This is a genomic window from Kaistia nematophila, assembly GCF_026343855.1.
Taxonomy (GTDB): Bacteria; Pseudomonadota; Alphaproteobacteria; order Rhizobiales; family Kaistiaceae; genus Kaistia; species Kaistia nematophila.
In genome coordinates this window covers 626204-640313 of record NZ_JAPKNK010000001.1, presented here as the reverse complement: position 1 = coordinate 640313, position 14110 = coordinate 626204, and the positions used below count along the sequence as shown (strand labels likewise).

Below are 14110 nucleotides of genomic sequence, written 5' to 3'. Positions count from 1 at the left end.
CATGCAGCCGTGAAACTGGGCAGCCTTCGGACAATCTCTGGAGCCACACGGCCATCCAATGCCGACTGCGGCGGAGCGCAATCATCCCCCCGAGACATGCCTCGGCGGAATGGATCCCGGGTCAAGCCCGGGATGACGGCGAGGGTGGGGTTAAGGCAGAGGTTTCCCGTCCTCAACATGCTGAGGAGGCCCGGAGGGCCGCTCCTTCACCTCTCCCACGGGGAGAGGTCGGACCGCAGGTCCGGGTGAGGGGTTGAGGCCTTTCCGGAGGATTCCCTACGCCCTCACCCGCCGGCTTCGCCGTCGACCTCTCCCCACGGGAGAGGTGAAGTCCGCGTTCACGGTCAGTGCCACTGCCGCCCGTCCCCCTCGCCAAGGCTCCCATGCATCCCCCAAACTCCGTCGTCATCCCGGGCGAAGACCCGGGATGACGGCCAGGTTGGGGTTGGGGCAGAGGCTAGCCTGCCAAGGCCAGCCCCTACCCGCCCAGCATGTCGTGCACGGCCTTCAGCACCGTTTCCGGCTCGATCGTGTCCATGCGGCGCTTGCCGTCGATCTCGGGCGCCTGGACGATGATGTTGCGGACCGCCTGCGGCGCCCAGCGCTCGGGCTCGCCGGGGCCGAACAGGCTGACCATCGGCACCAGCGAAATACCCATCAGGTGGCCGAGCCCGGTATCCGGCGCGACGCCGACGGTCATGCGCCGGGCGCTCGCCGCCGTCAGCTCCAGCCGGTAGACGCTGTCAGGCTCGCCGTCATAGCGCGCCGGCGTGAACATCGCCTCCGGCACGGCGGCGCGGATCGCGGCGATTTCCTCGCGCTCCGACGGGCCGGAGAAGAAGACCGGCGTCAGCCCCTCGGCCAGCAGCAGCCTGGCGAAGGCGATGTTGCGCGGCACCGGCCAGCCCTTGCCGCCCTTGGTCGTCACCGCGATGCCGACATGGCGGCGATCGGCCGGAAACAGCTCCGCCGCCAGCGCCTCGGCCTTCGGCGACAGGTGGAAGCCATCCCTGGCGGAAAGCGTCCAGTCGAGCTTGCGGCCGGCATCCGCCTCGATCGTCGACCAGCTGCGATCGACGATCAGCGCCGGCCGGTGCAGCTTGCCGATCGGGATGCTGCTCTGGAATCCCTTCGACTTCAGGAAGGCGCGCGCCAGCAGCACGTCGCCGACGCGCGAGCGCACGTCGAAAACCCTGTGGAAGCGCGGCAGCTTCAGAAGCGCCGAAATGACCGGAACCGGCCAATAGCGGGCGCGCGGAAAATGCACGAAGGTCGGCGCGATGTCGGCGACCAGCTCATAGACCGTGCGGGTCAGCTTGTCGGGGCAGGAGGAGATCCACCAGATCGGATGGCCGGGATAGCGCTCCGCCACGGCCCAGATCAGCGGGCAGACCATCAGCGCGTCGCCTAGTCCGGCCCGGTCGCTCAGGACGGCGATGGGCTTGAGGGCGGCGGCAGAATTGGATGTCATGGATCGGCCAGGATGCGAGGAGGAAGGCGGCTTCCATAGCCGGTTTTTCCGCGCTGCCATAGCGTTTCGAATTCTGGCGCCCGGCCGTCGTCGATTTTTCCGCGCGCCGGACAAGTCGTCCCCACGAGCCGGTGGACGGCGCGGGCCGGGAACCCTACCCTCCCCGCATGAGCAGGGCCTTCGTGAAGGAAGACGACGCGGACCAGGGCGATGACGGCTTGCCGGAGCGCCCTGTCTCGCCGCATCCAAACCTGGTGACGCCGGAAGGCCTGGCGGCAATCGAGGCCGAACTCGCCAGCCTCGCCGCCGGGCTGGCGGCGGCCCGGATTGCCGATGACAGGATGACGGCGGCGACGCTCGCCCGCGACCTGCGCTACTGGCAGAAGCGGCGCGCCAGCGCCGAACTCGTATCGGCGCCGACCGACGGCGCGACCGTGCAGTTCGGATCGACGGTGACGATCCTGCGCGAGGATGGGCGGCGGCAGAGCTACCGGATCGTCGGCGAGGACGAGGCCGACCCGAATGCCGGCACCGTCTCGCATGTCTCGCCGCTGGCGCAGGCGGTCATCGGCCGGAGCGTCGGCGACGAGATCGCCATCGCCGGCCAGGAGGCGGAGATCGTGGCGATCTCCTGAGACGGGGGTGTGGCCGGCAAGCCCCTCACCCCAGCCCTCTCCCGCGCGCGGGAGAGGGAGCGCACCGAGCCCTGTCTCCACGCCGACAAAACGCCGGCCCAAAGCCCTCGCCCGCCTGCGGGAGAGGGTTGGGTGAGGGTCTTGCTTACCTCTCCCACCGAAACGCAGCCCCAACGAAAATGGCGCCGGCCGGGGCCGACGCCATTTCAGAACCGGAACCGCCCGATCAGACGGTCTCGTCGACCTTGGGCTGCGCCACGACGCGAAGATAGGGCTTCACGGTCTTCCAGCCGCCCGGGAACTTCTCCTTGGCCGCCTCGTCCGACACCGACGGCACGATGATCACGTCGTCGCCGTGCTTCCAGTCGACCGGCGTCGCCACCGAGAACTTGGCCGTCAGCTGCAGGCTGTCGATGACGCGCAGGATCTCGTCAAAATTCCGCCCGGTCGATGCCGGATAGGTCAGCGTCAGCTTCAGCTTCTTGTCGGGGCCGATGATGAAGACCGAACGGACGGTCGTCGTGTCGGAAGCGTTCGGATGGATCATGCCGTAGAGATTGGCGACGTTCTTGTCGTGATCGGCGATGAGCGGGAAGTTCAGCGTCGAGCCGGTGGCGTCGCGGATGTCGTCGACCCACTGGCCGTGATTGGAGAGCTGATCGACCGAGAGGCCGATGACCTTGACGCCGCGCCGGTCGAATTCCGGCTTCAGCTTGGCGACGGCGCCGAGCTCGGTGGTGCAGACCGGGGTGAAGTTCTTCGGATGCGAGAACAGAACGCCCCAGCCATTGCCGAGATACTCATGGAACGAGATCTTGCCTTCGGTCGAGTCGGCGGTGAAATCGGGGACCACGTCCCCCAGATTGAGTGCCATTTTCTGAATGCCCTGTTGCGTGCCGGCTGCCGCGACGAGACCCGCGGCCGTCTAGGGTGCGAGTATCGCACGGCATTGCAACCGGTCAATTGCGGAATCATGACGGTTTCGAGCATGGATTGCCTACGTTCGACGGACATCAGGCAGTTCATTCCATCTCGAAGGCGAGACAGGTCCAAAACTGGAATATTCGTCCAAATGCCGGTGCGCTGCGGCAAGCCGGCGATGGTTGATAGATCGTCAAGATTGATCGGCGATACTGCCCGCCGGGGAGCGCTGACCAGGAAGGTGTCATCATGCTGAAAAGGCCGATCCGCGCGCTGGCGCTTTCGATCCTGCTGCCGGTTCTGGCCGGCGCGCCCGCCTTGGCGGACTCGATCGACACGACGCCGGCGAAGATTCTGTTCGGGGACGTCAAGACGCCGATCCCGCTCGAGGCGCGCTCGATCGGCTCCTATGCCAAGGGCTGCCTGGCCGGCGCGGTGGCGCTGCCCGTCAACGGGCCCGACTGGCAGGCCATGCGCCTGTCGCGCAACCGCAACTGGGGCACCCCGGAACTGATCGCCTTCACCGAAAAGCTCGCCCACGACGCCAAGCGGCAGGACGGCTGGCCGGGGCTCTTGGTCGGCGACATGGGTCAGCCGCGCGGTGGCCCGGCCCGCACCGGCCATGCCAGCCACCAGATCGGCCTCGACGTCGACCTCTGGCTGACGCCGATGCCGAGCCGCCTGCTCTCCCGCGACGAGCGCGAGACGATGGCCGCGACCTCGATGGTCAACGAGAAGGCGCGCATGATCGACCGCTCGGTCTGGACCCAGGGCCAGGTCAGGCTGATCCGCCGCGCCGCGCTCGACCCGCGGGTGGCGCGCATCTTCGTCAACCCGGCGATCAAGAAGGCGCTCTGCGAGGATACGCGCGGCGACCGCGGCTGGCTCAACAAGGTTCGCCCCTGGTGGGGCCACACCTACCACTTCCACGTCCGGCTCGACTGCCCGCCCCACATGGCGAGCTGCGTGCCGCAGAAGGCCCCGCCGCCGGGCGATGGCTGCGGCGCCGAGCTCGACGCCTGGCTGCAGCCGCCGAAGCCGCCCAAGACGCCGACCAAGCCGACCAAGCCCGCCGTGAAGCCGCGGCCGATGCTGCTGGCCGACCTGCCGGCCGCCTGCCGGCAGGTGCTGATCGGGGCCCCTCCCGGCATGACGCCGGAACCCTCCGCCGCGGCGGCGCCGATGGCCTATGACGCGCCGCCGGCCGACATCGAGAACCCGACCGACGAGCCGCCGGTCACCGGCACGCTCCACTAAAGCGTTTTCAAGCGAAGTGGATCCCGGTTCGCGTGAAGAAAACGCGACCGAACAAAGAGCCAGAGCCTTTCCGTGTTTCAATGAAACAAGGAAAGGCTCTAGGGTTAACGGATCGCTAACAGAAACGGCCGCTTCGAACGCCTCGAAACGGCCGTTTCTGTTTCCGCCGGAGCGTCTTCGCGCGAAGCGGGGACCGGTTGGCGCGGAAGAAGACCCGGTCCGATCCTAGTCGTCATCCTCGTCGACGACCCAGTGCTTCACCGTCGTCAGGCTGCGGAGATATTGCGGCGGCGCATAGGCCTCGGCGCCGAGTTCATAGGCGGCGCGCCACGGCCAGCGCGGATCGGCGAGGATGGCGCGGGCGAGCGCGATCATGTCGGCCCTGCCCTCCTGCAGCACCGCTTCCGCCTCGGCCGGCGTGGTGATCAGGCCGACGGCCCGCGTCACGATATCGGCGCCCTTGCGAATTTTCTCCGCGAATTCAACCTGATAGAGCGGGCCGAGCGGGATCTTCGCGTCATGCGCGTTGCCGCCGGTCGAGGCGCAGATATAGACGACGCCCGCCGCCTTCAGCGCCTTGGCAACCTCAACCGCCTCGTCGACGTTGAAATTGTCCCGCTCCACCCATTCCGCCGCCGAAAGCCGCGCGCCGACGAACATCCGTTCCGGCAGCGCCGCGCGCACCGCCTTCGCCACCGTCACGATCAGGCGCATCCGGTTCTCGAGGCTGCCGCCCCACCGGTCGGTACGCTGGTTCGAGATCGGCGACAGGAATTCGTGCAGCAGATAGCCATGCGCGCCGTGCAGCTCGACGAAATCGAGCCCGGCCCGCTCCGCCCGCCTGGCGGCGGCGACGAAGGCCTCGACGATCGTCTTGATGCCGGCCTCGTCCAGCGCCGTCGGCGTATGCCAGCCGGGCGCGAACGGGATTGCCGAGGGCCCGACCGTCTGCCACGGGTCCTGCTCTGCGGTCAGCGGCCCGCCGCCGAGCCAGGGGAGCTGCGTCGAGGCCTTGCGGCCGGCATGGCCGAGCTGCACGCCGAAAACGGCGCCCGGCGCCGCCACGCGCCGCGCCGTCGCCAGCGCCCGCGCCATCGCCGCCTCGTTGGCGTCCGAATAGAGCCCGAGGCAGCCATGCGAGATGCGGCCGCGCCGCTCGACCCCGGTCGCCTCGAAGGTCACCATGCCGGCGCCGGAAATTCCCAGCGTCATCCAGTGCTGGATGTGCCAGTCGGTCGCCGAGCCGTCATCGGCGGAATACATGCACATCGGCGCCACGGCGATACGGTTCGGTATCGTGAACTCGCCGAGCGTGATGGGAGTGAAGAGCGCACTGGTCATCGATCGATCCATTCAGGGAAGATTGGCAATAGGCGGGGATCCGCGCCCGTTTGGCGCGAAGGCGGTCAGCGCGAGGTGTCGAGGCGCTGGCCGGTCGAAGCGTTGACGCGCCACCAGCCGGCGACGGCATGGCGCGGCCGATGCGCCGGGAGCACTTCGTGCGGGATTTCCTCCGACATCATCAGGACGATGCGGCCGGCCTGGGGAACGACCTCCACCGTGCCGGCGTCCTCTTCCGTCGTCTCCCACAGGCGCAGGATGCCGCCATAGTTGGCCTGCCAGCCGGCATCGAGATAGATCACCATCGACACGACGCGATTGCGCGCGCCGGAAAGGCTATCGAGATGGCGACCATAGAAGCCGCCGGTCGGATAGGCGATGAAATTGCACTCGAAGTCGAACAGGCCGAGGAAGAGCCGGCGATTGATGGCAATGCGCAGCTGCTCGGCCACGTCCAGCAGCCGCCGCTCGGTCGTCGTGCTGCCGTCGAACCAGCGGATCGCCGCCCGCCGGATCTCGGCCGCCTGGCGGCGACCGCCCTCGCGGCCGACCGCCGCGGCGGCCAACGCCCCGGAGGCTTCAAGCCCCGCCAGCTCGCCGGCCAGGCTTCGGATCAAATCTGGATGGAGAAGGTCGTCGACGACGCAGTAGCCTTTTCGGGCAAGACCCTCGATGGCTGCGTCGCCGACGGACCTGTCGAAATCGTCCGTCTCCGCCTCGACAAGTTCATTCAAGATGCGGCAACCCCCGTACCGATGGGACAAGACACGCCGGTGCCGCCCAGCCCGCAATAGCCGCCGGGATTCTTGGCGAGATATTGCTGGTGGTCGTCCTCGGCGAAATAGAAGGGCGGCCGGTCGACGATCTCGGTGGTGATAGGGCTGAAGCCGCGCTGCACCAGCGCCGCCTGATAGGCGTCTCGAGCCGCTTCCGCCGCCTGCCGCTCCGCCGCGTCGGCGACATAGATGCCGGAGCGGTACTGCGTGCCGACATCGTTGCCCTGGCGCATGCCCTGGGTCGGATCGTGGCTCTCGAAGAAGACCTTCAGCAGATCGTCATAGGAGACCACCGCCGGATCATAGGCGACGAGCACCACCTCGTTGTGGCCGGTCATGCCGGTGCAGACCTCGGAATAGGTCGGGTTCGGCGTCTCGCCGCCGGCATAGCCGACCGCCGTCGCCCAAACGCCCTGGGTCTGCCAGAACTTGCGCTCCGCCCCCCAGAAGCAGCCGAGGCCGAACAGGGCCGTGCGGACGCCGTCCGGATAGGGCCCGGCGATCGGGTGGCCGTTGACGAAATGCAGGCCGGGCTCGACGATCGGCTGCGCGCGGCCGGGCAAGGCTTCGCCCGGCGCGGGCATGCGGGTCTTGCGCGCGAAAAGGTCGAGGAGATTCATGGAAAGTCTCCTTGTCTGAGAGAGGATGTCAGGCGACGACGGAGTGGTAGCGGCGCCGCCGCCCTGCGAGAAGAAGGCAGGTGCCGATGGCGCCAAGCACCAGCCAGGTCGGCAGCGTCAGCAGGAACTGGATCACCGGCGACCACACCCACGGACCGACATAGACCTCGACATGGGTGGCGACGGCGGCTTGCAGGGCGTTCAGACTGGCGGGATCGAAGGCGAACCACGCCTGGCCCAGCGGCGTCACCGTCAGCGTCGAGGCGGCGATCGACTTGGTGCCGTCGATGACGAGCCCGACCACCGCTCCGGCGATGGCGAAAAGGCCAAGCAGGCGGACGAGAAGTGTGAACATGATCTGGTCCCTCGTCGCGGCCCGGCAGGCCCGTCTGGTCAGCGGCGACTGGCCCAGAGATAGTGTGGCGGCGCGAATTCGGCAACGCTTGCCGAAGCGACGGCCACGAATACGCGACGATCCCCGGCTGATTTCGCCGGGACCCTTGCGGCGGCCCATGGCTTCGTGATACCGCACCGCCTGTCTTGCCAAGAGCAGGACCTGCCCGCCCGCACGATGCGCCCGCCGCCTCGAATGCTGCGCCGGCAGACTTCCACGCCGCAAGGCGTTTGGTACGGAGGGGTGGCCGAGTGGTTGAAGGCGCACGCCTGGAAAGTGTGTATACGGGAAACCGTATCGCGGGTTCGAATCCCGCTCCCTCCGCCACTTGCTGTTGAAATATCCAACTGACTGACGAATCTCTGCGGCTACCCGCCCGGTGTAGTCGCCGACCTGGCCTGCGGTCATGAACAGCCACTACCGCCGTCCCTCGGCATCGGCGATGGCGTGCAGCTTGGTGTTCAGGCCAGCCTTGGCCCGTCCGATCGGGCGACCGCGCCCCCCTTTCTTCCCCGCCGCACGTCGTTTCGGGAACATGTACTCGATGTAGCCCAGGGCGCCCTCGGTCGAGGACAAATGCAACATGGACACTCCTCCCGTCGCCCTCGGATCCCGATGGAGTCGGCACCGAGCCAATCGCCAACAACCTTGCGGGACGCCGCGAATGCAGTCGCAGCGTGAACGTGCGGCCCTAACTGACCGATCGATAGGTCTTGAATGCTGCATCGCGGCATTCGCCTCAGGGGCCCATCGCGCGACGCGCGGAGAGGTTTTGGACCTTAGGCCCGAAAGGCCGGACGATGCTGGAGCGTTCTGCGTTCCGCTGGAAATCAGTTTAGGCAAGCTTGTGGTCGCGCTGAAATCGAGTCCTAAATGTCGCGGAAGATCAACGTCACTGACTCATATGTGCCCCGCCCTCGCAGCCGAAAGGGGCTTCACATGACACGTCGAATTTTTCTTCTCGTGCTTTCCTCGACCTTCCTTGCCAGCCCTCTTGCGGCGCAGGTCAATACCGATGCGGGTACGATCAACCCCAAGATGGTCGAGCGCTTTTTCAACCAGCCGGGCTATTCGCCCTATGCCGGGCGCAAATTCGCGACCCAGCCGCTTTGGGGCGAGATCCACCTGCATACAAGTTGGTCGGCAGATGCCTTTGCCGGCGGCACCCGGGTCGGACCGGATGAGGCGCTGAAATATGCCGAGGGCGAGACGATCGAGTCGAACACCGGCCAGCCCGTGCGCCTGTCGCGCCCCTATGACTTCCTGATGGTGGCAGACCATTCCGATGCGCTCGGCACCGTCGCCAGCATCTACGACGGCGATCAGGCGATGATGGCCGACCCGGTGCTCAAGCGCTGGCATGACGAGATGCGGAAGGGCGGCGAGTCTGCCAGCAAGGTCATGATGGAGATGATCGCCCTGCAGGGCGAGGGCAAGATCCCGAAGCCGATGACCGATCCAGATACCCAGATGGATATCTGGCACAAGATGACCGAAATCGTCGAAAGCCACAACAATCCGGGCAAGTTCACCGCCCTGATCGGCTATGAGTGGACCTCGAATTATGGTGGGGGCAACAACCTGCACCGCAACGTGGTCTATCGCGACGGCAAGGACAAGGCCGACATGGTGCGGCCCTATACGACCTTCGAAAGCGAGCTTCCGAACAAGTTCTGGGAATGGCTGCAGGCGTATGAGGACAAGACCGGCGGCAAGGTTCTGGCCGTGCCGCATAACGGCAACCTGTCGAACGGGCTGATGTTCGCGACCGAAACTCCCGACGGCAAGCCGATCGATGCGAAATGGGCCGAGGCCCGCGCCCGCTGGGAGCCGCTCTACGAGGTCACCCAAGGCAAGGGCACCTCCGAGCAGCACCCCTCTCTGGCGCCCAGCGACGAGTTCGCGGATTTCGAGATCTGGGACAAGGGCAACCTGAACGTCGTGCCCAAGAAACCAGGCATGATCGACTACGAATATGCCCGCGAGGCCCTCAAGCGCGGGCTCAAGCTGGAAGGGGAACTGGGCACCAACCCCTTCAAATTCGGCCTGATCGGCTCGACCGACGCGCATACCGGCATCTCCTCGACCGAAGAGAACAACTTCTGGGGCAAGTTCCCGGCCAGCGAACCGGGTCCGGAACGCTCGACCGGGAACGCCTTCGATTTCGACGGCCGCACCGTCAAGGACTGGAAGCTTGGTGCCTCGGGGCTCACCGCCGTCTGGGCACCCGAGAACACGCGCGCCTCGATCTGGGACGCGATGAAGCGCAAGGAGGTCTATGGCACCACGGGGACGCGCATCACGCTGCGCTTCTTCGGCGGCTGGGATTTCCTTCCCGAGGATGCGCTGGGACGGACCCCGGCCAATATCGGCTACGGCAAGGGTGTTCCCATGGGCAGCGATCTGATGCCCGCGCCCGAAGGCGCAGCAGCGCCCAATTTCCTGGTCGCGGCGCTGAAGGACCCCTTCTCGGGCAATCTCGACCGCATCCAGATCATCAAGGGCTGGCTCGATGCCGCGGGCGAGATGCAGGAAAAGATCTATGACGTGGCCTGGTCGGGCGACCGCAAGCTGGGCGCGGATGGCAAGCTGCCCTCGGTCGGCAACACGGTCGATGTGAAGAAGGCGACCTTCACAAACACGATCGGCGCGCCCGAGCTGATCACCGTCTGGACCGATCCCGATTTCGACCCGGCGCTCAAGGCCTTCTACTATGCCCGGGTGCTCGAGATCCCGACGCCGCGCTGGACGGCCTATGACGCGGCCTATTTCAAGGACGCGAAGTTCACCGATGACGTGCCGATGACCGTGAACGAGCGCGCCTATAGCTCGCCGATCTGGTACGGCCCGGCCAAGTGACGACGCGGCGGTCGAGGCAGTCTCGGCGCGGGCACCATCGAGCAAGGCGCCGGTAACTGCCTCGTCCGGATTGTCGATGCGGGCACCATGATGGGCATGGGCGATCTCGGCGAAAACCCGAGATCGCCGAACTTGCCGCGGCTCGGCTGTGCCGCGTGGCGCAGGCCCTGCAGGGCGGGGCGGAAGGCTGAGGGAAGATGCCGAAGACCAGAATTCGGGCGCTGCTCGCCTCGCCGCTCTTGCATTTCTTCCTGCTGGGAGGGCTTGCCTTCGGCTATTACAACCTCCGGAACCCGGCCTCCGAGCGCCCCGCGCCCGATGACGTGCTGCGGCTCGGGGCGAGCGACGCGCAGCGGCTGGCGCTGGATTTCGTCACCACCCGGCATCGCGCCCCGACCCCCGAAGAGCTGCGTAGCCTGATCCGCGACTGGGCCATCGAGGAAGCCTCGGTGCGCGAGGCCCTGGCCCTTGGCCTCGATCAGGGCGATGCGATGATCCGCAACCGGCTGCGCAACAAGATCGAATACCTGGCCGAGGCCCCGGCCGCCGCGCTAACCCCGGACGAGACCACACTTGCCGCCTACTACCAGGCCAATGCCGCGCGTTTCAGCCATGACGGAGAGCTGAGCTTCACGCAGGTCCTGCTGCCCGCAAATGCCAGACCGGAGGAGGTCGCGGCGACGAAGGCGCAGCTTGAACAGGGCGCCGACCCCGGCGCGCTGAACAATTCGAGCCTGCTCCCGCCCGAGGTCGAGGGCATGGCCGCGCCCGCGGTCGAGCGCGTCTTCGGCAAGGGCTTCGGCAACCGCATCGCGGCCCTGCCGCTGGACCATTGGTCCGGCCCTCTGCAAAGCGGCTATGGCGCGCATCTCGTACGGCTCGAGAAACGCCAGACGGGAGTTCTGCCCCCGCTTGCGCAGGTGCATGATCGCGTGCTGGCCGAATGGCGCGCCGAGGAAGCCCGCAAGCTGCGCGATGACTACCTCGCCAAGCTCTTGCAGCGCTACCGGCTAGAGCTGCCCGAGATCCCCGACGAGGCCCAACCATGACGCCTCGCGCCGCCTTGCTTGTTCTTCTGATGCTGCTCCTGCATCCCATATCGGCTTTGGCACATGCCCTGGATCCCGGCTACCTCGAGTTGTCGGCGATGGGCGGAGATCGCTGGCGCGTCACCTGGCGGATGCCCGATCTGGGTGGCAGGCCGATGGCCATCACGCCTGAACTGCCGACGAATTGCACCGCCGACGCCCCGCCGGAACCGCATTTCGACGGGCGCGGCTGGAGCACCGCCTATGTCGCGACCTGTCCCGGCGGTCTGGCCGGCGGGCAGATCCGCATCAAGGGGCTGGAAAATACCCGCACCGACACCCTGGTCCGCTACGAGACGGCGCCGGGCAAGGCGGTGACGCAACGCCTGACCTCGGGCGCACCCGACTTTACCGTGCCCGAGGACCCCGGCCGCCTCGAGGTCTTTACAAGCTATGTCTCGCTCGGCGTGACCCATATCCTGGAAGGGGTCGACCACCTGCTGTTCGTTCTGGCGCTGCTGCTGCTCGTGCGGGACCCGCGCCGCCTGCTCTGGGCGGTCACCGCCTTCACCCTCGCGCACAGCATCACGCTTGCCGCCGCGACCATGGGCTGGCTCGACCTGCCCTCGGCACCGGTCGAGGTCGTGATCACGCTGTCGATCGTTTTCCTCGCCTGGGAGCTTGCCAAGCCGGCCGAGCGACGCGACCAACTCGCGGTGCGATTTCCCGCGCTGGTCTCCTTCGGCTTCGGCCTCGTGCACGGTCTGGGTTTCGCCGGCGCCCTGCGCGAAATCGGACTGCCGCGAGGCGACATCCCGATGGCGCTGCTGTCGTTCAATATCGGTGTCGAAACCGGTCAGCTGATCTTCATCGGGGTCGTGCTCACGCTTGGCTGGATAGCCCGGCGCCTGCTGCCCCACGTCCTGACTGCCAGCCTTTGGACAAACCGCGTCGCCAGCTACGCGATCGGCAGCATGGCCGCATTCTGGATGCTCGAACGCCTCTACGCATTCTGATGCCGACGGTCAAATCTCATCCAGGCGCCCCCGTTTGCACGCCAATTCCCCGTCGCGGGATGCGCCAGGACTATCGACGGGGATCAAATGCTGCGAAGCCTCTGCGCGGTATCCGGCCCATCGTTACTGGAGCGCGCGGCCGTAGTCGCGTGTGGCGCGCAGTTCTGGGTCGAATGCGACGTCCGTTGAACCGATGGTCATGAACGAAGAGCGAGGTGGAGAAGGTTCGACAGCAGCCCCAATCGCTCCGCCAGCATTCCTGACCAAATGTTCTTTCAGCAATCAGGCGCAATCGCCCTCGCCTCGAGCCTGCGCTCCTCCCGCCGGCTTTTTCTGGCGTCTCGGCGCTTGAATCTCTCGATTAAAATCAATAGATCCAATAAATAATTACTTGAATATTAGACATACTGAATTATATTTTTCGCTATGAACTATTTATGATTATTCATATCTGAAATATTCAAGAGATACTATACGTACGGCAGAGTGATGGGGCATGGAATCTCGTGGCGAATTGCGTTCCGACCCGCCCCAGCCGACAAGGCGCTACGCCTTCATGCTGACGCGCGCCGACGCCCTGGCCTACGAGACGCTTCCCCGAGAAATCATGGGCTGGCGCCGCATCCTGCTCTTTCTCTGGGCTGGCTCGGGCGGAATGGCTGTGGCTTTCCTCCCCGAGGGCTGGGTGGGCGGCGAAGGCAGCTTGCGGTTCTGGGCAATCCTGCTCGCCTGCGTCGCCATTCAATTTGGTCTGGCGACGGCCGCCATGACCGCCTGGGCGTATGTCAAGGCGGCGCGGCGCCTGCCCCGTCCCGTTGCCGTGACAATGCTGGACCATGTCGACCGTCTGGAGTGGCAGGAGCAGGGCGTGATCTCGGTGTTCGCGTCCGAGACGATCGGCCCCGTCATCCAGACGCTCACGCACCTGTTCGTCCATGCGGGCGGCCGCGTCCTCATCCTGCCCGTGCGCACCTTCGACGGCATGGCCGCAATGTCCGCCTTCGCGAACGAACTCGACAAGCGCATCATCGACTGAATAGCCAGGCGGCTCGCGCTCGGCCTTGGCTATCGCGCGGGAAGATGAGCCTTGTGCAGGCAGATCATGCATGGCGGGACGTCCCGCTTCCCGGAGGATCATTCCCAGATGCCGACTTTCGCGGCGCGCGCCCGATCCTCGAGAGCCTGATAGTCGCCGGAAGCCCGGGCGAGCCCTTCCTTCACCAGCAGCGCTCCGATATCGATGCCGCCGATCCGGCATATTGCCGTTTCTCGCTCCGCAGGGCGGCAGACGACCTCGTCCAGCGCTGCCGCCCGGGCCAATTCTTCGCGAACATGCCGTCCACATGGCCATTTACGGCCACCCGATGTCGTGCAGACCGCGTCCGCAGACGGCAGATCGACACCGTGCAGGGCGAGCCTCTGCCCATGAATCATCACGATATCGTCGCCCGCCATGCGCCCCTCCGCAGCGAAAAGCGGACTGGAACCCAGCAGCAGGGCCGCGAGTGTCAGGACGGTTCGGGAAAGCATGCAGGCGGGCCCTGGAAAAGCGTATGCGGGTCGTATCGAGGCGATTCGCTGGTCGCCGCCGCTAGCGGACGGCCTTTTGCAGACGGCACTGGAAATAGGCTTGCGATCCGGGCGTGGTCCCCTTGGACTTGCAGTAGGCATCGTCTCGCTCGTTGAGCATGCGCGAGACGCAGCCGCTGGTCGAAACGGCCAGCAGCAGGACGAGAAGCAGTCGGATCATGGCGGGTCCGTTGGTTCGGTCGTGTCGATTGGCTGCCGTCTC

The 14110-nt window shown here is 66.2% G+C and carries 14 protein-coding genes, 1 tRNA gene and 1 pseudogene; 7 read left to right on the top strand and 9 right to left on the bottom strand.

Annotated features, from left to right (window positions below; all coding sequences use genetic code 11):
• Positions 1-478: 478 nt before the first annotated feature.
• The gene (locus OSH07_RS02950; RefSeq protein ID WP_266337102.1) at positions 479-1471 is read right to left on the bottom strand and encodes a glycosyltransferase family 9 protein; all 993 of its coding nucleotides are present in this window, start codon (positions 1469-1471) and stop codon (positions 479-481) included.
• Positions 1472-1638: 167 nt separating this feature from the next.
• Between OSH07_RS02950 and greA the strand changes: the two genes are divergently transcribed.
• A complete protein-coding gene (gene greA, locus OSH07_RS02945) occupies positions 1639-2106 on the top strand; it encodes a transcription elongation factor GreA (RefSeq protein WP_266337101.1) in 468 nt (155 codons plus the stop codon).
• Between the two features lie 226 nt (positions 2107-2332).
• Here greA and OSH07_RS02940 read toward each other — a convergent pair whose 3' ends face one another.
• A complete protein-coding gene (locus tag OSH07_RS02940) occupies positions 2333-2980 on the bottom strand; it encodes a peroxiredoxin (RefSeq protein ID WP_266337100.1) in 648 nt (215 codons plus the stop codon).
• A gap of 296 nt (positions 2981-3276) precedes the next feature.
• On the opposite strand from OSH07_RS02940, the gene mepA reads away from it, so the two are divergent.
• Positions 3277-4284 (top strand): penicillin-insensitive murein endopeptidase, encoded by a 1008-nt coding sequence (mepA, locus tag OSH07_RS02935; protein WP_266337099.1) that lies wholly within the window; start codon positions 3277-3279, stop codon positions 4282-4284.
• Between the two features lie 225 nt (positions 4285-4509).
• Here mepA and OSH07_RS02930 read toward each other — a convergent pair whose 3' ends face one another.
• The 4 genes from OSH07_RS02930 to OSH07_RS02915 all read right to left on the bottom strand — a co-directional run bounded on the left by OSH07_RS02930 (position 4510) and on the right by OSH07_RS02915 (position 7376).
• Positions 4510-5625 (bottom strand): NADH:flavin oxidoreductase/NADH oxidase, encoded by a 1116-nt coding sequence (locus OSH07_RS02930; protein WP_266337098.1) that lies wholly within the window; start codon positions 5623-5625, stop codon positions 4510-4512.
• 65 nt (positions 5626-5690) lie between these two features.
• Positions 5691-6359: a 2OG-Fe(II) oxygenase gene (locus tag OSH07_RS02925; protein ID WP_266337097.1), complete on the bottom strand. Its 669-nt coding sequence runs from the start codon at positions 6357-6359 to the stop codon at positions 5691-5693.
• Entirely contained in the window at positions 6356-7021 is a 666-nt protein-coding gene (gene msrA / locus OSH07_RS02920; protein WP_266337096.1) for a peptide-methionine (S)-S-oxide reductase MsrA, read from the bottom strand. The genes OSH07_RS02925 and msrA overlap by 4 nt, the downstream gene beginning before the upstream one ends.
• Positions 7022-7049: 28 nt before the next feature.
• Positions 7050-7376: a hypothetical protein gene (locus OSH07_RS02915; protein ID WP_266337095.1), complete on the bottom strand. Its 327-nt coding sequence runs from the start codon at positions 7374-7376 to the stop codon at positions 7050-7052.
• Positions 7377-7652: 276 nt separating this feature from the next.
• On the opposite strand from OSH07_RS02915, the gene OSH07_RS02910 reads away from it, so the two are divergent.
• A tRNA-Ser gene (locus tag OSH07_RS02910) sits at positions 7653-7742 on the top strand.
• Between the two features lie 93 nt (positions 7743-7835).
• On the opposite strand, the pseudogene OSH07_RS02905 reads toward OSH07_RS02910, so the two are convergent.
• Positions 7836-7925 (bottom strand): annotated as a pseudogene (locus tag OSH07_RS02905) (IS5/IS1182 family transposase); the annotation flags it as partial.
• A gap of 429 nt (positions 7926-8354) precedes the next feature.
• On the opposite strand from OSH07_RS02905, the gene OSH07_RS02900 reads away from it, so the two are divergent.
• The 4 genes from OSH07_RS02900 to OSH07_RS02885 all read left to right on the top strand — a co-directional run bounded on the left by OSH07_RS02900 (position 8355) and on the right by OSH07_RS02885 (position 13354).
• A complete protein-coding gene (locus tag OSH07_RS02900; protein ID WP_266337094.1) occupies positions 8355-10274 on the top strand; it encodes a DUF3604 domain-containing protein in 1920 nt (639 codons plus the stop codon).
• A gap of 197 nt (positions 10275-10471) precedes the next feature.
• Positions 10472-11323: a peptidylprolyl isomerase gene (locus tag OSH07_RS02895; protein ID WP_266337093.1), complete on the top strand. Its 852-nt coding sequence runs from the start codon at positions 10472-10474 to the stop codon at positions 11321-11323.
• Complete coding sequence (locus tag OSH07_RS02890) at positions 11320-12318, top strand: HupE/UreJ family protein (RefSeq protein WP_266337092.1); 999 nt, start codon at positions 11320-11322, stop codon at positions 12316-12318. Before OSH07_RS02895 ends, OSH07_RS02890 begins: the two co-directional genes overlap by 4 nt.
• A gap of 556 nt (positions 12319-12874) precedes the next feature.
• Complete coding sequence (locus tag OSH07_RS02885) at positions 12875-13354, top strand: hypothetical protein (protein ID WP_266337091.1); 480 nt, start codon at positions 12875-12877, stop codon at positions 13352-13354.
• A gap of 98 nt (positions 13355-13452) precedes the next feature.
• Here OSH07_RS02885 and OSH07_RS02880 read toward each other — a convergent pair whose 3' ends face one another.
• On the bottom strand, positions 13453-13773 hold the full coding sequence (locus OSH07_RS02880; protein ID WP_266337090.1) for a thermonuclease family protein: 321 nt from the start codon (positions 13771-13773) through the stop codon (positions 13453-13455).
• 136 nt (positions 13774-13909) lie between these two features.
• Positions 13910-14068 carry a hypothetical protein gene (locus OSH07_RS02875; protein WP_266337089.1) on the bottom strand — a complete coding sequence of 53 codons (159 nt, stop codon included), beginning with the start codon at positions 14066-14068 and terminating at the stop codon, positions 13910-13912.
• Between the last annotated feature and the right edge of the window lie 42 nt (positions 14069-14110).